General features: G+C 73.5%; 13 protein-coding genes. 7 read left to right on the plus strand and 6 right to left on the minus strand.

All coding sequences use genetic code 11. The features are described from left to right. Window positions 1-46: 46 nt before the first annotated feature. From V1634_RS22635 to V1634_RS22645, 3 genes are all read right to left on the minus strand, one after another. Entirely contained in the window at window positions 47-1,981 is a 1,935-nt protein-coding gene (locus tag V1634_RS22635) for a hypothetical protein (protein WP_331209881.1), read from the minus strand. A 250-nt stretch (window positions 1,982-2,231) separates the two neighbouring features. Next, on the minus strand, window positions 2,232-2,867 hold the full coding sequence (locus V1634_RS22640) for a pyridoxamine 5'-phosphate oxidase family protein (RefSeq protein WP_331209882.1): 636 nt from the start codon (window positions 2,865-2,867) through the stop codon (window positions 2,232-2,234). A 129-nt stretch (window positions 2,868-2,996) separates the two neighbouring features. Continuing rightward, complete coding sequence (locus V1634_RS22645) at window positions 2,997-4,505, minus strand: Nramp family divalent metal transporter (RefSeq protein ID WP_331209883.1); 1,509 nt, start codon at window positions 4,503-4,505, stop codon at window positions 2,997-2,999. Window positions 4,506-4,810: 305 nt separating this feature from the next. Here V1634_RS22645 and V1634_RS22650 point away from each other — a divergent pair, with 305 nt between their 5' ends. Next, window positions 4,811-7,258 (plus strand): hypothetical protein, encoded by a 2,448-nt coding sequence (locus tag V1634_RS22650; protein ID WP_331209884.1) that lies wholly within the window; start codon window positions 4,811-4,813, stop codon window positions 7,256-7,258. A 19-nt stretch (window positions 7,259-7,277) separates the two neighbouring features. Here V1634_RS22650 and V1634_RS22655 read toward each other — a convergent pair whose 3' ends face one another. Continuing rightward, the gene (locus V1634_RS22655) at window positions 7,278-8,240 is read right to left on the minus strand and encodes a hypothetical protein (protein WP_331209885.1); all 963 of its coding nucleotides are present in this window, start codon (window positions 8,238-8,240) and stop codon (window positions 7,278-7,280) included. Between the two features lie 234 nt (window positions 8,241-8,474). On the opposite strand from V1634_RS22655, the gene V1634_RS22660 reads away from it, so the two are divergent. Then, entirely contained in the window at window positions 8,475-11,408 is a 2,934-nt protein-coding gene (locus V1634_RS22660) for a tetratricopeptide repeat protein (protein WP_331209886.1), read from the plus strand. 16 nt (window positions 11,409-11,424) lie between these two features. Here V1634_RS22660 and V1634_RS22665 read toward each other — a convergent pair whose 3' ends face one another. Both V1634_RS22665 and V1634_RS22670 read right to left on the minus strand, forming a co-directional pair. Then, a complete protein-coding gene (locus V1634_RS22665) occupies window positions 11,425-12,126 on the minus strand; it encodes a response regulator transcription factor (protein ID WP_331209887.1) in 702 nt (233 codons plus the stop codon). Further along, window positions 12,114-13,526 carry a sensor histidine kinase gene (locus tag V1634_RS22670; protein WP_331209888.1) on the minus strand — a complete coding sequence of 471 codons (1,413 nt, stop codon included), beginning with the start codon at window positions 13,524-13,526 and terminating at the stop codon, window positions 12,114-12,116. Before V1634_RS22670 ends, V1634_RS22665 begins: the two co-directional genes overlap by 13 nt. A gap of 130 nt (window positions 13,527-13,656) precedes the next feature. Here V1634_RS22670 and V1634_RS22675 point away from each other — a divergent pair, with 130 nt between their 5' ends. The 5 genes from V1634_RS22675 to V1634_RS22695 all read left to right on the plus strand — a co-directional run bounded on the left by V1634_RS22675 (window position 13,657) and on the right by V1634_RS22695 (window position 18,224). After that, on the plus strand, window positions 13,657-14,556 hold the full coding sequence (locus V1634_RS22675) for an ABC transporter ATP-binding protein (RefSeq protein ID WP_331209889.1): 900 nt from the start codon (window positions 13,657-13,659) through the stop codon (window positions 14,554-14,556). Next, complete coding sequence (locus V1634_RS22680; RefSeq protein WP_407951830.1) at window positions 14,553-15,377, plus strand: ABC transporter permease; 825 nt, start codon at window positions 14,553-14,555, stop codon at window positions 15,375-15,377. The genes V1634_RS22675 and V1634_RS22680 overlap by 4 nt, the downstream gene beginning before the upstream one ends. 1 nt (window position 15,378) lies before the next feature. Further along, on the plus strand, window positions 15,379-16,152 hold the full coding sequence (locus tag V1634_RS22685) for a YqeB family protein (protein WP_331209890.1): 774 nt from the start codon (window positions 15,379-15,381) through the stop codon (window positions 16,150-16,152). 99 nt (window positions 16,153-16,251) lie between these two features. Beyond that, window positions 16,252-17,484: a serine hydrolase domain-containing protein gene (locus tag V1634_RS22690; protein ID WP_331209891.1), complete on the plus strand. Its 1,233-nt coding sequence runs from the start codon at window positions 16,252-16,254 to the stop codon at window positions 17,482-17,484. Between the two features lie 107 nt (window positions 17,485-17,591). Further along, complete coding sequence (locus V1634_RS22695; RefSeq protein WP_331209892.1) at window positions 17,592-18,224, plus strand: hypothetical protein; 633 nt, start codon at window positions 17,592-17,594, stop codon at window positions 18,222-18,224.

An 18,224-nucleotide genomic window follows, 5' to 3' on the forward strand; every position in this document is an offset into this window, starting at 1 on the left:
GCCCGGGCCGCCGGATCCGCCGGCCGGGCCGGACGGCGGGGGTCGGTCAGCTCGACCGGGGCGGTACCGGGTCGACGACCCGGGCGACCCGGCGCAGTCCCCGGGCCGCGAAGCGCCGTCCCCGGGCAGCGGTCCCGGCGAGGATCCGGGACGGGGCGGACTGCGGCGGCACCGGCGACCGCAGTACCCGGGCAGCGCCCTGCTCGCCGTTCACCTCGGCGAGATAGTCCGCGAAGACGGCCCGCCAGAGCACCCGGTGCATCAGCCGCTCGTCCCCCGGCCCGCCCCGCCCGGTGACCAGCCGGTGCCAGGCGGCGGCGACGGCGGCCGGCCGGTGCGCGTCGGCCCAGGACTCCTGCTCCGCCACCACGGCGGTGATGAGGTCACGGTCCGGGGCGGTGCCGAGCCGTGGTGCGTAGACCGGCGGCACCAGGCCGGGCGGGCGGGCATAATACGGCTCGCCCCTCCACTGTGGAATGAGTCGTTCGGTGACCGCCCGGTGCAGTGCGTTGTCGCGCCGCTGCGCCGGGGTGATGCCGAAGGCCGCCCGGACGAATTCGGGAACCAGCAACGGGATGATCGTGCCGGTCCGGTCGGCCGCGGTCCCCCACCGGCGGACGCGCTCCGACACGAGGAAATAGTCGAGGACCTTGGCGTCGCTCAGCCCGGCGGTGAACGCCGCCGCCAGGGTGCGGTGCAGCTGTGCGGTCGAGGTGGCCCGGGCCGCGGCCGAGAGCCCCGACTTGCGGACGACCCGGCCCGCCAGCCGGTCGGTGAAGGCGTCGAGCCGGTCCGGGTACGCCAGCCGGGAGATCTCGACGTGGTCCGGTGGGTAGTAGTGGCCGTGTGCGATCCCTCCGGCGGCCCCGCTGACGGTGAGGTAGCTCGCCGGAACGAACCGGTTCGGTGCGGCCGACGGCAGGTAGCTCTCCGGCCGGAGTCCCTCCTGCACCCGGTGCCAGGCCAGCACGTTCGGCAGCACCGGGGCGGTCATCGCCAGGCCGTGGGTCTGGGCCGGGCCGCCCGGCTTCGGACGGTCGATCCGGTGGCTGACCCGCCTGGCCAGCTCGCCCGGCAGTACCGCGACGAGCCGCTCCGCGACATCTGCCTCGCCCGGTTCGGCGGCGTTGGTGTGGAACTGCACCTCCAGGCCGGCGGTGAGCGCCGCCGCCGCGCACAGCCGGGAGTCGCGGCCGCCGCTGAGTCCGATGTTCACCTTGCCCGACCACAGCGGGTCGAGCCCGCGCATGGCACCGCGCAACGCCTCCGCCACCTCGTCGACCCGGTCGGCCGAGAGCGCGTCGCCGCCGCCGTCTGCCGCCCAGGTCGCGAGTGCGTCGATCCGGCTCTGCACCGGGGCCGCCCCGGTTGCGTCGTAGTCGATGGTCGTCCCGCCCGGTACGGCGTAGACGTTGCTGAACGGCGTCCGGTCGCCCTGGAACCAGCCGGTGGCGGCGAAGGTACGCCAGCCGTCCCGGTCCGGCTCGGCGCGTATCCCGGCGAACCGGCACGCGGCGGCCGGCCGGTTGGACCAGACCCAGCCGCCGGGGAAGCGGAGTTGGTAGAGCCGGCCGAGCCCGACCGCGTCGGTGTGCAGCCGCAGCCGACCCTGCCCCGGGGCCAGTGACGCCAGCACGAACGGGGCGGCCAGCTCCAGCACGGAGCGCGGACGGTCGGCCAGCGCCCTGGCCAGTGGCACCGCCGCGCGCTCCGCCGGGACGCCGCCGACCACCCGCCGGTAGTCGACCGGCAGATAGAGCGTGGCGACCGCCAGGTCCGGCTCCTGCTGCCAGGCGGGCCAGCGCCACGGCGACGGCGCCACGTCCCAGATGTGCAGTCCGAGCCGGCCGACGTCCGTCCCGCACCGCTGCGTTCCCTCGGGCCAGATCGTCGCGTAGTGGCCGGTTATCCGGTCGATTCTGGACGGCAGGTCGGCCGTCGCTTCGTCGCGATCGAATGCGTAGGCCAGGAGTAGCTGCACGGAGAGACTCCCACGGGAAGAGATCGCCGCGACTCGGAACAGCGCGGCGGTGGTGGCCCGCCATCATTGCACGCGGCGACCACTGTGGAGGGGCCGTCCGGACATTCATCCCAATTTCAGGAACGGCACCCCGAGATCAATTCTCGTCGCCCACTCGGACGGAAAGGGAAAAGCGTGGAAATTGCTCCGGTCCGACCGGGTGGAATCTCCCGCCGCGCTTCCCGGCACCGATCGTCCTACCAGGCGTACGTCAGCCCTGGTAGAGCTGGCGGGCGTACGCGGCGCCGTAGTAGCGCTCCAGTTCCTCCAGCGACTCCTCGGTCCGCTGGACCCGCTTGATGATCTGCGGATGCGGCGGGAGCACCTCCGGGTGCCAACTCTCCGGGCGCCACAGCGAGGACCGCATGAACGCCTTGGCGCAGTGGAAGAAGATCTGGTCGATATCGACCACCAGCGCCAGGATCGGGCGGTGCCCCTTGACGATCATCTGGTCGAAGAACGGCGCCTCCCGGACCAGCCGGGCCCGACCATTGATCCGCAGCGTCTCGCCCCGGCCGGGAATCAGATAGACCAGTCCGACGTGCGGGTTCGCCAGGATGTTGCGGTAACCGTCCGCGCGCCGGTTACCCGGGCGTTCCGGAATGGCGATCGTGGTGTCGTCGAGCACCACGGTGAAGCCGGGCGGGTCGCCCTTGGGCGAGACGTCGCAGTTGCCGGCCGGGTCGGCCGTGGCCACCAGGCAGAACGGCGAGGCGGCAAGCCACTCGCGGTCGATCTCGTGCAGTCGTACCCGCTCCTTGGTCACCGCCTGGGGCTTCGGCTCGCCGAGCAGTTCGCGCAACTCCGCCTCGGACGTGATCTCGACCGTACCGGCCGGTGCGACCATCTCGACCTCCCCGTCAGGTGTCCGCTCTCCAAGCTACGCCCCGATCGTCCGGGTGGTAAACGGGTTTCGGGAAGGGCACGGCCGCCGGACGCGGCCGGTCCCTTCCCGACGGTCGGCTTCGTCGACGGCTCAGAACGTGATCAGCGGGTCACCGACGAAATCGGCGATGAAGTTGACGAAGAAGAAGCCGAAGAACAGCACGTTCAGCACCAGCAGTACGTAGTGCCAGGGGCGCGGGCGGGCCGGCCGGGGCAGCCGGCTGTTCAGATAGATCAGCAGGAACGGATAGAGCAGCGCGCCGAGGTTGGACATGTTCGCCGACCACTGCACCAGGTTGACCGGCACCGCCAGGTGCAGCACCACCGAGATGACCACGAGCAGCAGCAGCATGAACGGGTAGTAGAACTTGCGCGGGTCGCCCTCCAGCAGCCGGCGCAGCCGGGGACTGGTCGCGTGCGCGGCGTCGGTGCTGACCCGCACCATTCCCTCGAAGATGCCGAGCTGGGTGCTGAAGAGCACCAGTACGCCGACCAGCAGCATGCCGTAGAACATCAGCGGCCCGTAGTCCGGTTCCAGGGCGGTGGCCACGAAGGTCGGTACGTTCGCCGCCGTCGGTGTCTCTCCGGAGAGCTGCACCGCCTGCGCCATCAGGATGGTGGGCAGCAGCATGCCGAGCATCGCGCCGACGAAGAAGATCCCCCACATGTCGATGAGCAGCAGCCGGTACCAGCGCCGCCACCGGGCCGCGTTCGCCGGGTCGTCCGGGAAGGTGACCCCGGTGGCCAGCAGTTCCCGGCGGTCGCCGCGCAGCCCCGAGAGGTAGCCGGTGCGGAAGCCCATCCCGTAGCCCTTGTCCCGGTAGTGGCCCATCACATACCAGTTGAGTCCGGAGACGAGTGCGGTGAAGCCGGCCAGTCCGCCGAGCTGGGTGGCGGTGATCCCCTCCGGCGGCGCGGCCGGAGTGACGAAGCCCCGGATCCCCTCCCACCAGATGTCCCAGGGCACCACGAAGAGCGCCACCAGCAACAGGGCGAGCAGGATGACGCTCACCATCACCCAGTTGGCGAGTTCGAGGGCCCGGCTGATCCGCTTCGCCCCGGCGGCGATCAGGAAGACCAGCACCAGCAGGGCGATCGCCCAGAGCCGGGGCTCCTCCGCCCCGGACGGCGGGGCCTCGCCGTGTACCAACGCGTACATGCCCTGGCCGGCCGAGGCCGCCCATCCCCCGGCGATGAACGCGAAGATCACCAGGAACACCGACAGCGGTACCCAGAGCAGGTAACCGGGCGGCACCCGTCCCCAGCCGACCACCGGAGCCTCGCCGGTGGCCATCACGTACCGGGAGCACTCGATGTTGTAGAAGGTCTGCAACACCGCCGAGATCAGGATGACCCAGCCGACGCCGACGAAGCCGAACTGGCCGACCGCCTGCGGCCCGAGCAGCCACTCGCCGCTGCCGATCGAGATGCCCAGCGCGATCAGGCTCGGGCCGAGGGCGTACTTGACCAGCTCGCGGGGGCCGAGTTTGCGGACCTTGAAGACCTCTTCGGGTTCCGGCAGGTCGGCCACCCCGAGCGGGGGACGGCTGGCGCCGAGTGGATAGGAGTGGACATCCGGGACCGCTGTTGCTTCCGCCATGAGATGCCTCCTTGGAAGATCCCCCCGGGCATCAATCGTCATCCATCGGAAACCAGTACGCAATCATTGATCTCCATCAGCGCCCGGCCGGCGGTGGACACGTACCCCCGGCGCCCGGCTCCCGGTTGCACCCGATCGGGTCGGCGACGGTGCCGTGTCGCAGAACGACCGAAACCGTTGACCAGACCGGAGCACGGTTGAGGTGTCAGGTTCCGATCCCGTTCCGGGTGCCCCGAGGCCCGCCGGCCAGGCCGGCGAGCGGGCGCACCACCTGCCGCGGACCCTAGAAACCCAGGTGGTACGCCATGCCGCTGCAGCGCTACGACACGTCCCCGGTCCCGCGTCCGTCCGGGCTCGTCCCACCGGCCGCCGACCTGACCGGGATCACCGAACTCCGGCTGCACGGGGTGGGCGGAACCACGCCGGAGAACCTGCTCGCCGACGCCGCCCCGCAGCACGTCTCCGGTGACCGGATCGCCGGCTTCTACCGCACCGCCGACCTGCCCGGCCGGCACGTCGAGGCGTACTCCTGGGGTGGGATGACCTCGCGCAGCGGCGCCCGGGTGCTCTGGCTGCTGCTCTTCCCGTTCGCGCTGGCGAACGTGGCCGGCTGGATGTGCAGCCCGCAGACCCACCGGCGGCCGGCGCTGTTCCGGCTGCACCGGGCGGCGGTCCGCTGGGCGGCCCTCGGCCTCACCCTCAACCTTCTGCTCATCGCCGCGATGACCGGGATGGAGCTGCTCGGTTACCAGTGCGGCGGGCAGTCCGGCTGCGCCGACGACGCCTGGCCGGTACGTCTGCTGCACGACCCGCTGCTCGCCGGTTACCCGGCCCGGCGGATCCTGGCCGGCGCCCTGGTACCGCTCGCCATGGTGGTCCTGCTGGTGGTCCTCGCGTTACGCACGATCAGCCGTTACGAGGCGGCCAGTCCCGGCGTCCCCGGTGCCGGCCCGGCCAGCACCGAGGGGTCGAGCGCCGGACAGTCGACCGCCGGACCGGGACGGAAGGCCCGGGGCGCGGCGCGCTGCGGGATCGGGCTGAGTGACCCGGGTTTCTGGGACGGCCGACGCGGCGCGCTGGAACAGGGTCACCTGCACATCGCCGCCGGACTCGCGTTCGTCGCACTGGTACTCGGACACACCGTACGGGAGACGGCCCGGCTCGCCGGGGCACCGGTACACGCCCCGGTGCTGGCCCGGGTGGTGCTCGCGCTCGCCACAGTGGTCCTGGTCGGTGCGCTGGTCTTCGTCGCCGCCGAGCGCTGCCCGGTACCCGTCGCGGGCGTACTGCTCGGTGCGGCCGGTTCGGCGGTCTGCTGCGCGGGCTGGTTCGCCGCCGTGCAGCCGGCGTACCCGCAGTCCTTCGGCTACCTGCCCGGGATGCGCGCGGTGGCCGGACTGACCCTCGGCGGGATACTCGGCACCCTGCTGCTGGTGCTCGCGGCCGTGCTGCCCGGCGGCTGGCGCCGGGGTACCTTCGTGATCTTCGGCCCGTTCGTCGCACTCACCCTCAGCGTCTTCGCGCTCAACGTGGTGCTGATCAGCCTGATGACCCGGATCGCCGCCGTCACCGCCGAGGTGTCGACCCGGGTGCACCTGCCAACGGGGCCGCCCGGGCAGGCCGAGTTGTACCTCTATCCGGTCCTCGGCCGGCTGGTCCACTACCTGACCCTCGTCCCGCTGGCCCTGATCCTGCTCTTCGCCGCCTACGAGCTGGTCAGCTACTGGCGGGCCGGGGCGGACCGGGCCGAGCGGGAACGGATCCGGGCGTGGTACCGGGAGCACTCACCCCGGCCGCCGACCGAACCGCGCTGGCAACGCAGCAGCCTCACCGACGAGGCCCGCAGGCGGCAGCGCACCGTCCAGCTCTGGCAGGCGATGCTCGGCCGGGGCTGGGAGGCGCGGATCGCCCGGGCCCGCCGGTTCGCCCGGATGCCCCACGACGTCGACAAGCTGCTCACCGCAATCGCGGCGATCGGCACGGTCCTGCTGGTCGTGCTCCAGGTGCGGTACTGGGTCTTCGGCAAGGTGCCCTGGGGGACACAGTGGACGCTCACCCTCGGCAGCTACCTGGCGGCCGGCATCCCCGTCCTGATCATCCTGGTACTCCGCAGAGGCTGGCGGGACCTGCACAGCCGGCGCCGGATCGGGGTGCTCTGGGACGTACTCACCTTCTGGCCGCGCGCCTACCACCCGCTGGCGCCGCCGTCGTACGCCGAACGGGCCGTCCCCGAGTTGCAGCAGCGGCTGTGGCGGATCCACGACAGCGGCGGGCGGGTGGTGCTGGCCGCACACAGCCAGGGCACCGTGCTGGCCGCCGCCGCACTGCTACAGCCGGACAACCGGCCGGGCGACGACGTGGTCGCCCTGGTCACCTTCGGCTCACCACTGTCCACACTCTACGGCTGGGCCTTTCCCGCCTACTTCGGCGAACGGGTACTGGGCAGGCTCGCCCCGACCGGCGGCGCTCCCGGGGTGGCGCTGCACGCCTGGCGGAACTTCTACTACCGGACCGACTACATCGGCGGCCGGATCTTCGGGGCCGGACGACCACCGGCCGAGGTCGACGTGGAACTGCCCGACCCGGTCAGCAACTGGTACGTGCACGGACAGCCGGCCCCGGCGGCGGCCCGGCACTCCGGGTACTGGGTCGACCCCGCCGTCTGGCGGACCGTGGACGACCTCGCCGAGGCGGTCGGCGCGGTACGCCAGGTGCCCCGGCAGGGCCGGGCCGCGCTGCACGAGGAGGCATAGCCCGGATCAGGGCCGGCCGTCAGCGCCGGGTACGCCGCCGGTACGCCAGCGCCGCCACCGTCAGCCCCAGCCCCCAGAGCAGGTACGCCGGCATCGAGACCCAGAAGAACCAGAGCGGGTACGCCCCGTCGCCCGGATCCCAGCTTCCGGTGACCGTCTCCACCGCCAGCTGCCCGGTGCCGACGCCGAAGTAGACGACCATCAGGAGGCCGAGCCCGAAGCCCGGACCGAGCAGCAGCCAGCGGGGCACCCGCCGCCCGGCCCAGAGCGGCACCCAGCGCGGGAACACCCGCCCCCAGGAGTGCACCAGAGCCAGCGGCAGCAGGACGCCGGCGAGCAGGAACCCGACCTCGAAGACGAGTACGGCCGGCCCGTCCGCGAACGGGATCTCCGCCATCCCGGCGGCGTACTGCGCGGCCAGCCGGGCCAGGCAACCGGCCACCGCCAGGTACGCCGCCGCGAAGGCCCACCGGGGCGTACCGGCGATGCGGCCGCCGAGCAGCGGGCGGTCGCCCCGGACCCGGCGCCGGTACCCGTTCGTGGCGACCGCCAGCAGCACCCCGCCGGCCAGGCAGCCGAGCCGGCCGGCGATCCCGGCCGGATCGACGGTGAGACCCAGCCCGGGGATGAGCACGGCGACGGCGTCCAGCAACAGCAACGGGCAGAGCGTCACCAGCGCGGCGCTCACCCCCCAGCCCGCTGCGGCCAGCGGCCACCGCCAGCGGTCCGCCCGATGGAGCGCGACCGCCAGCGGCGCCGCCGTGCCGACCAGGGCGACCGCGCCCCAGCCGGCGACCGGGAAGAGATCGGTGCCCAGCGGCGGGAACTCCGGGGCGTTCCCCGACGCCCAGTGCACCCGCAACCCCCCGTACCCGATCGCCCAGAGCAGCACCGTGCACGCTGCCCAGGCCGGCGCGGCCCGGCCCGGCCACCCCGGCCGTCGCCGTGCCGGTACGTCGATTCCGTGCCGTGTCCCGGTCATGTCCCCAGCCTCGCCGCCGCCGGCCGCACCCGGATCCCCCGCGCGGCGGGCCGGCCTCCCCCGCCGGAGGGACGCCGGCTCGGGTGCGGAACCACTGGTACGCCAGGGGCGGGAGCACCCCAACGAGGCAGGCGAGAACGGGCATTCCGGACCACAGCCGTTACCACGATCACTAGCCTGGAGGTGCGGATTCGTCACGAAAGGGGACCGAACCGAGAGCCATCGGTGGCCGAGATGCCTCATCGAGCAAGAAGAACGTCACACGGTATCCAGCGGTCCGAGCAGTGGGCGCAGCCGACGCCCCGGCGGATCGGCAGAGAGTCCCGGGCCGCGCCCGCCGCGCTGCCGATGCCCCGGCCCGGGCGGGCCCTCGGCTGGCAACTCCTCAGCACCCTCGCCCTGCTCACCGCGCTCGCCTGGATCGGCCGGGCGCACCTGCGGGCCGGCCGCCCCGACACCTGGCTGCTCAGCCCGCTCGACGGTCTCGCGATCACCCTCGGCGGCGACGGGCCGCACCCGATGCGGCACCGGCTCGGGCTGCTCGTGCTGGCCGTGGTCTGCTTCGCCGCCTGGCGGCACCGGTGCCGGGTCCGGCTCGCCTATCGGCCCGGACCCGTCGACGTGCACGAGTTCACCGACGCCACCCCGGACCGCAGCGCCCCGGTCGACGACCTGAAGAGCCAGTTCTGCCAGCGGCTCTCCGAGACGCACATCTATCCGCCGTACGCCGGACCCGCCGACCCGCCGCCGGAGACCTTCCTCGACGTGGCCAGCGGGGTCGACCCGCGCAGCGGCAACCCGCTGGTCATGCTGCTCCAGATGCTGCCCCGGCTCTGGCCGAAGATCGGCTACCGGGTGACCGGGGTGTTGCAGGTACGGGCCCAGGAGCCCTGCTACGGCGTCTGCGCCACCGTCACCTCGTTCCTCGGCGGCGGCCGCAGCGCGATGACCACCCAGTGGGGCGGCACCTGGGAGGAGGCGACCCGGCGGACCGCGTACTGGGTGCTGGCCACGATCCTGCCGGTGACCCGGCTGGGCCGGGCCGCACCGTGGCGCAACTGGTGCGGCCGGGAACTGCCGGCCGCGCTCTTCGCCGCCTACAACAAGGGCAAGGAGTTGCAGGACCGGCGACAGTTCGACGAGGCGCTCCGCTACTACGGCGTGGCGCTCGGGCTGGACCCGTTCAACGCCGACCTGCGGGTGATGGTGGCCAGCGTGCAGGAGGAGATGGGACTCTTCCTGGACGCGCTCGACACGTACCAGTCGGCGCTGGTGCTGCGCGAGCAGGGCGGCTGGTACGACGACCACATCTGGACCACCCGCGGCGACCGGCTCCGCGACCTGCCCCGGCACCTGCTCGGTACGCTGCGCCACCTGCGCCGCCGACCCGACTCGATCAAGCTGCGCTACCAGTACGCCTGCACCCTCGCCTACACCGAGCGGACCGTGCACCAGTGGTTCAAGCAGGACGGGATCGGCGACCGGGAGAAGGTACGCCGGCAGATGCGGCAACGCCTGGAGAAGGCGTTCGTCGACCGGTACTGGCCGGTGGTGGTGACCTTCGCCGACGCGCCCGGCGAGCCGGCCGCCAAGGAGTGGCTGCGCCGGGTGCTGCGGGAGTTTCCGGAGGCGACCCGGGTGGTGTTCCAGATCGCCGCCGCCCAGGAGCTGTACCGGCTGCGCGAGGACACCGTGCTCGCCTGGTTCGTCCGGGCCAGCCGCTCCGAGGTGACCCACTCGGCGCTGCTGCTGCTCCGGGACGTCTGGGCGCCGCTGCGGCTGGCCCGGGCGTGGCACGACTGGGCCGCCACCGGCTGGCAGCCGGTGCACCAGCCCGGCACGCCCGGAGGCGGCGGGCCGACGCACCAGACCACCACGCCCGGGATCGTCGGGCCGGCAGCCGACGGCGGGGAGCCCGCCGAACCGGTCGGCCCGTTCGACGACGGGGGCTGCCTCGCCGGCTGGTGGCGGCGCGGCCCGCGCACCCGGGCCCGGACGCTGAGCCGGGAGTGGCCGTGCGGCGGGGTACTGCTGGACCGGGCGATCCGGCGGGCCCAGCGCCGGCGGTGGCCGAGCCGCCCGCTGCGGTCGTTCGACTTCTACAACGCGGCCTGCACCTACGCCTTCGCCCTCAAGGGGTACTTCCCGGAGTTGGAGCGGCCCGCTCCGGCGTACCTCTCGGCGGCCGGCCGGGCGCTGTGGCGGGGCCGCCGGCTGATCGCCGACGCGCTGCCGCTGGCGTACCCGCCCCGCTGGCACCGCCGGCCGGCCGCGCCGCCGTTCACCCCGGATGGTCAGGTGGCCCGGGAGCCGACCCCGCACCCGTTGCCGCCACCGGTGGCGCCGCTGGTGGCGAAGGCCGTGGAGCAACTCCGGGCCGCGCTGGCCTGCACCGAGAGCGGGGTCGCCGCCGACCGGCTGCGGCGGTGGATCCTGAGCAGCGAGCCCGATCTGGCGCCACTGCGCCGGTTGCAGGACTTCGGGTACTTCGAGGAGGAGGTCTACCCGAGCCTCAAGGTGGTGCTGCCGCGCCCGGACAAGGTGATCAACTCCCGGATGTCCGCGTACGCCAAGGAGCTGCTCCGGCAGGGTGCCGTACTCCTCGAACAGACCTGGCACGACCGGGCCCTGCCGCCGCAGACCGCCGACCCGCACCAGCTCATCCGCTGGCTCGACCTGGACGCGGAAACCTGGGACACGCTCTGCCGGATCGCCCTGGACCACGCCCGGTACTGGCGGGACCGGGCCGAGTTCATCCGGCTGCTGCGCGAGGCGGTCGACCCGATCCGGATCGCCGAGGCACGGTTCCCGCCCGCGATCCCGCGCTACGACGACCTCTGCCTGGCCGGCGCCGACCGGCTGGTCGGGGACGGCAGCCGGACCGAGGAGAACATCGAGCGGCTGGCCCGGCACAACATCGCGCTGGTGGACCGCCGGCTCAACGCCATCTACCAGACCGTCGCCGAGCACGCCGGAGACGGCAGCCTGCGCGCCCGGCGCCGGCTGGCCGAGCTGGACTACCGGGGCGAGCCGCTGCGCGGCGACGAGGCGCAGAGCATCTGCACCCGCCAGGCCGGGCGGTGGCACCAGGTCGCCGAGCGGATGCGCGAGGCCGGCCCGGTGGTCGACACCAGCGGCCTGGAGCCGCTGCGTCCACGGGAACGCTGACCGGCCACCCGCACAGTCAGACCAGCTCGGCGTCGTGCACCAGCAGGGCCACCTGGACCCGGTTGGCCAGCTCCAGCTTGGTCAGCAGCCGGGAGACGTACGCCTTCACCGTCGCCACGCTCATGAAGAGCGCGGCGGAGATCTCGGCGTTGGACCAGCCCCGGCCGATCGCGACCGCGACCTCCCGCTCCCGGGCGCTGAGCGCGTCGAGCAGGCGTACCGCGCGCTCCCGCCGCAGGTCGGCGTCCCGCCGGGCGGTCGTACCCGCGCCGGTCACGTGCGCGATCAGCTTCCGGGTGACCGTCGGGGAGAGCGTCGCCTCGCCGGCCGCGACCCGGCCGATCGCCGCGACGATCTCGGCCGGCGGGGTGTCCTTGAGCAGGAAGCCGCTGGCCCCGGCCCGCAACGCCCGCAGCACGTACTCGTCGACGTCGAAGGTGGTCAGCACCAGCACCTCCGGCGGGTGCGGCAGCCGGCGCAGCGCCTCGGTGGCGGCCAGCCCGTCCATCCGGGGCATCCGGATGTCCATCAGCACCACGTCGGGGCGGTGCGCGGCGACCGCGGCCAGCACCCCGCTGCCGTCGGCCACCTCGCCGACCACCCGCAGCTCCGGCACCCCGCCGAGGATCATCGACAGTCCGGCCCGGACCAGCGCGTCGTCGTCGACGATCAGCACCCGCACCGGCCCGCCGGCCTCCTGCCCGGTCACGCCGGCCACGGTAGCCAGGCCGCCAGCCGGAAGTCACCCGAGTCGGTACGCCCGTGCTCCAGCCACCCGCCGAGCAGCGCGGTACGTTCGCCGAGCCCGACCAGCCCGGTGCCGGTACCCGGGATCAGCGGCAGGGCATGCTGGCCGACCGGCCACGGGTTGCGTACCTCGACGCTGAGCCCCAGTCCCGGCCGGCCCCGCGCGGTCACCAGCACACTCGCCCCCGGGGCGTGCTTGCGGGCGTTGGTCAACCCCTCCTGCACGATCCGGTACGCGCCCCGCCCGACCCCGGCCGGTGCGGTCTCCGTCGAGGTCAACTCGGTACGCAGGTCCACCCGCATCCCCGCCTCCCGGGACTCGTCCACCAGCGCCGGCAGGTCGTCCAGGGTCGGCTGCGGCCGCTCGGGCGCCCGGTCCGGCCCGACCGGCGAGCCCGACTGCCCGGTCACCGGCACCGGCGGGTACGGCGGGTCCGGCGGGTATGCCTTCGGCCCCGAGCCCCAGCCGCCGGAGATCGGCGCCGGCTCGACCGCCCGCGCCCGCTCCGGCCCGACCACCTGCTCCGGCCCGCCCTCCGGCGGGTCCTCCCGGAGCACACTGATCACCTCGCGCAGGTCCTGCAACGCCTGGTGCGCGCTGGTCCGGATCACCCCGGCCGCCCGGGCGACCTCCTCCGGCGGCGCGTCGGGGCGAAACTCCAGCGCCCCGGCGTGCAGGCTGAGCAGCGAGATCCGGTGTGCGAGCACATCGTGCATCTCTCCGGCGATCCGGGTCCGTTCCAGCCGCCGGGCCGCCTCGACCCGCAACCGCTGCTCCGCCTCGGCCCGGTACGCCCGGTCCCGCCAGGAGAGCACGAGCTGCCGCCGGGCCCGGATGAACATCCCCCAGGCCAGCACCGTGGCGGTCAGCACCGCACTGATCACCATCCCGGCCCACGGCCCGTCGGTCGGGTCGGGATTGCGGTACTCGTAGAGCACCGCGATCCCGAGGTGCGCCACCAGCAGCGGGCCGGCCACCGAGAGCGGCCGGTGCACCACCAGGGTCAGCAGGATGATCAGGATGGCGATCCCGGACGGGGTGGAGAAGAGCGCCACCGGCAGGGCGGCGGCGGCCAGCGCGACCGGCCAGCGGCGGCGTACCCAGAGCGCGAGGCAGAGCGCGGTGGTCAGCACCGCGTCGATCGCGACCGCGAGTTCCGAGTCGGCCCGGTCCGCCACCAGGGTCGGCTGCGGGCGTAGTACGTCCCAGAAGGCGACGAAGGCGTAGCCACCGGCGATCAGGAAGCAGAGCGTGTCGACGATCCAGTCCCGGGTCGACCGGCGCGGCCGGCGCCGGCCGGTGGCCGGGTCGGCCGTCAGGGTGGCCGGCAGCAGCCAGGGATGCTCGGGGCGGGCCGGCACACCAGTCATCAGCCAACTGTACGAACCGGCGCCGGGGCCGGACACCAACCAAAGTCGACGTCCGGAAGTAGCCGAAGGTCGCCGGGGATGGACTCCGGACCGCAGCGCCCGGCCGGCCGGACCCGGCAGGCTCGACGGCATGATCAGTGTCGAACACCTGACGAAACGGTACGGCCGGCACACCGTCGTCGACGACGTCTCGTTCCGGTGCGAACCGGGCACGGTGACCGGGTTCCTCGGCCCGAACGGTGCCGGCAAGTCCACCACCATGCGAATGATCTGCGGTTTCACCCCGCCGAGCGCCGGCGCCGCCACCGTCGACTCGGTCGACTACCGCCGGCTGCCGAACCCTGGTCGCCTGGTCGGGCTGCTGCTCGACGCCGGTGCCCAGCATCCGGGCCGGACCGGGCGGGAGACCCTGATCCTCTCGGCTCGCACCATCGGGGTCTCCCGGCGCCGGGTCGACGAGTGCCTCGACCAGGTCGGCTTGAACGCGGTCGCCGCCCGGCGGCGGGTCCGGGCGTACTCGTTGGGGATGCGCCAGCGGCTCGGCCTGGCGCAGGCGCTGCTCGGCGACCCCCGGGTGCTGATCCTGGACGAGCCGGCGAACGGCCTCGACCCGGAGGGGATCTTCTGGATGCGCGGCCTGCTGCGCGACTTCGCCGACCGGGGCGGCACCGTGCTGCTCTCCTCGCACCTGCTCCGCGAGGTCGAGGCGGTGGCCGACCGGCTGGTGGTGATCGGCGGCGGGCGGGTCGTGGCGCAGGGCAGCAAGGACGAACTGCTGGCCGACGCGGGCGCGCTGGTCCGGGCCCGGGACCCGGAGGCGCTGCGTGCCGCCCTGGACCGGGCCGGGCTGCCGGTGCGGTCCGGCACCGACGGCGGGCTGCTGGTCGGTGCCGACCCCGGCGCCGTCGGGCAGGCCGCCGCCGACTCCGGCGTGGCGCTGCTGGAACTCCGGCCGGCCGAGAGCGCCGGACTGGAGCAGGTCTTCCTGACCCTGACCGCTGGCGACTCCGTCCGGGAGGCCGTGAAATGACCACCGACACCACTGGACGCACCGACACCAGGTCCGTCGGCCCGGCGGACCGCCCCGGCGGGTACGACACCTTCGGCCGGCCGACGCTGCTCCGGATGACCCTGGTCGAGCTGCGCAAACTCGCCGACACCCGGGCCGGTTACTGGCTGCTGATCACCATCGGCCTGATCTCGGCGATCATCGTGGCCGTGCTGCTCCTCACCGCACCCGACCCGGAGCAGCGGTTCGAGAACTTCTTCGCGCTCTCCCAGATCCCGGTCGGCATCCTGCTGCCGATCCTCGGCATCCTGCTGGTCACCACCGAGTTCTCCCAGCGCACCGTGCTGACCACCTTCGCGCTGGTGCCGCAGCGGCACCGGGTGGTCGTCGCCAAGCTCGGCGCCGGGGTGGTCGCGGCGCTGATCTCCGTACTGGCCAGCCTGGCGACGGCGGCCCTCGGTACCGTGATCGCCGGGCTGGCCGGCGACGGCGGCTCCTGGTCGACCGACCCGTCGGCGTTCGTCGGCGCGGCGGTCTTCCAGACGGTCAACGTGCTGCTCGGCATCGCGTTCGGCCTGCTGTTCCAGAGCACCCCGCTGGCCATCGTGCTCTCCCTGGTGCTGCCGATCGCCTGGTCCATGCTCGGCGGGATGATCGAGCGGCTGCACGCCGCCGCCGAGTGGCTGGACACCGGGCTCACCACGGCCGCCCTGGTGGAGCCGCCGGACCCGGGGCACCTCGACGGCGGGCAGTGGGCCCGGCTCGGCGTCTCGGTCGCGGCCTGGGTACTGCTGCCGCTGCTCGCCGGGCTGATCCGGACGGTACGCCGGGAGGTGTCCTGAGGTGACCGCCGAGGCGACCCCGCCGGACCGCACCGGGGCGTCCCCGCCCGGCGAGCCGATCGTGGTGGCCGAACCGGCCAGCCTGGTGGCTCTGGTCTGGATCCTCTTCCCGCCGCTCGGCGCCGCGCTGCTCTGGCTGGTGCAGGCCTCGGCGGGCTGGGTGGCGTCGCTGCGCTGGATCCCGATGCGCGGCCCGTTCATGCTGATCGACGCCGTCGACGAGCCCTGGGCCACCGGTGGCGCGCTGGTCCTCGGCGCGCTGGGCGGACTGCTCGTGGCCGGGATCGCCGCCGCCGAGCGGCTGACCGTCACCGTCGCCCGGGACGGGGTGACGCTGGTCCGGGGCACCAGCACCCGGCGGGTCGGCCGGGCCGAGATCACCGGGGCGTTCCGGGAGGGGAAGCGGCTCGTCCTGCTCGGGCCCGCCGCCGAGGAACTCGCCCGGGAGCAGTCCGACCTGTCGGCCGACCGGCTCCGGGCCGCCTTCGAGGCGCACGGCTACCGCTGGTACCCCGACGGCGACCCGTACCGGCCGGAGTTCCGGCGCTGGGCCGATGGCGCCACCGAGCTTCCGCCGGGAGCGAACGCGCTGCTCAAGGCCAGGCAGCGGGCGCTGGACAAGGGTGACAGGGCGGACGTGGCCGAGTTGCGGACCGAGTTGACCCGGCTCGGCGTGGTGGTCCGGGACGAGGGCAAGCGGCAGTACTGGCGCCGGACCCGTCCGCCCGGGCAGCACCGGGACGGGTCGGCCGGGCGGCCGGTGGGGCCCGGCTGACCCGGTGGCCGGACCTACCGGCCCGGGTGCGGGGGTGTGCCGGGACCGGCAGCCGGTGGTCGTTGCCGCCATTTCCGGGCCGGCAGTATGGTTCGGCGAATGAGCCTCCAGCGCAGCGTCGACCCTGACCAGGTCGGCTTCGACCCGGCCAGGCTGGCCCACGTCGACGAACACTTCGCCCGGTACGTCGACGCGGGGCAGTTGGCCGGCTGGCAGATCGTGGTGACCCGGCGGGGCGAGATCGCGCACTCCTCGACGTACGGGATGCGGGACCGCGAGGCGGGGCTGCCAGTCGAGTCCGACACCCTCTGGCGGATCTACTCGATGACCAAGCCGGTCACCTCGGTCGCCGCGATGATGCTCTGGGAGGAGGGCCGGCTCCAGCTCACCGACGAGATCAGCCGCTGGCTGCCGGAGTTCGCCGACGCCCGGGTCTACGACCGGGGGTCGGCACTGAAGCCCTACACGGTGCCGGCGGTCGAACCGATCCGGGTCTGGCACCTGCTCACCCACACCGCCGGGCTGACCTACGGCTTCCTACAGACCTCGGTGGTCGACGGGCTCTACCGGGCCGCCGGCTTCGACCTCTATCCGCCGCCGGGCTTCGACCTGGCCAGCGCGACCGAGGGCCTGGCCCGGCTGCCGCTGCTCTTCCAGCCCGGCACGGCCTGGGGCTACTCGGTCGCCACCGACGTGCTCGGCCGGCTGGTCGAGGTGGTCTCCGGCCAGTCGCTGGACGCCTTCTTCACCGACCGCATCCTCGGCCCGCTGGGCATGACCGACACCGGCTGGTGGGCCGAGGGCGCCGACGCGGACCGGCTGGCGGCCTGCTACGCCGCGCACCCCGGCACCGGCCAGGCGATCCGGTACGACCAGGTCGGGGTGCTGGCGCGCCAGAAGCCGCCGCTGCTCTCCGGTGGCGGCGGCCTGCTCTCCACGGCGGCCGACTACCACCGGTTCACCCAGTTCCTGCTGCGCGGCGGCGAGCTGGACGGGGTACGCCTGCTCGCTCCGCGTACGGTCCGGTTCATGACCCGCAACCACCTGCCGGAGGGGCAGGACCTGGGGCGGCTCTCCACCGGCGGCTTCGCCGAGACGACCTTCGACGGGATCGGCTTCGGGCTCGGTTTCGCGGTGGTGCTCGATCCGGTGCCGAGCCGCACCCCGAGCAACCCGGGCGAGTTCTACTGGGGCGGCATGGCGAGTACGGCGTTCTGGGTCGACCCGGTCGACGAGGTCACCGCGCTGCTCTTCACCCAGCTCGTCCCCTCCAGCACCTACCCGCTCCGGGCCGAGCTGCGCCAGCTCGTCTACGCGGCCCTGGTCGACTGACCCGGCCGCTGACCGGCCGGTCCGCGCGGCCCGGGACGCCGCAGCCGGGCCGGCGGGGTTGGCGCGGCAGGGGTAGCGTGTTGATCGCATCCCGGGGGAGGTTCGCCATGGCAATGAGGGCGAAGCGGGTGAGTCTGCTCGACATCGGACTCGACTCGTCGTTCGACGCGGCGATGACGTTCGTCCAGTCCACCCTGCAGAACATCAACGCCGAGCACCAGCAGCCGGTGGTCGACATCGACTTCGTCCGCTCCCGCGACCCGGACACGGTGCTGACCGCCTTCACCGCCTCCTGCGACGTACTGCACGTGATGGCGCACGGCGACCACAGCAGCACCCCCACCTTCGCCAGCAGCGACGGCCGGACGAAGATCTCGCTGGAGGCGCTGGGCGAGGAGGCGGCCGCCCGGGGGCGGGGCATCTCGGCGCACGCGATTCTCGCGGACGGCTGCCGGACCGGCACCGGCGCCTGGCAGAAGGCGGTCCGGGACTGCCTCCAGGACGAGGTCACCTACATCGGCACCTCGGCACAGATCGGCTGGCACGAGAGCGGCGTCTTCTGCTCCGCCTTCTACGGCGCGCTGTTCCGCAACCGGGGCCGGGGGATGACCCCGGCCGAGCAGGCGCAGGACGCGGCCGAGCGGGCGATCGAGGCGTACACGCTGCTCACCGACCGGCACTGTCCGTTCCGGGTGCTCACGTTGAGCCCGAGCCGCTGGGCCCGGATGGCGCTGGCCTGA

Source organism: Plantactinospora veratri, assembly GCF_036421995.1.
GTDB lineage: Bacteria > Actinomycetota > Actinomycetes > Mycobacteriales > Micromonosporaceae > Plantactinospora > Plantactinospora veratri.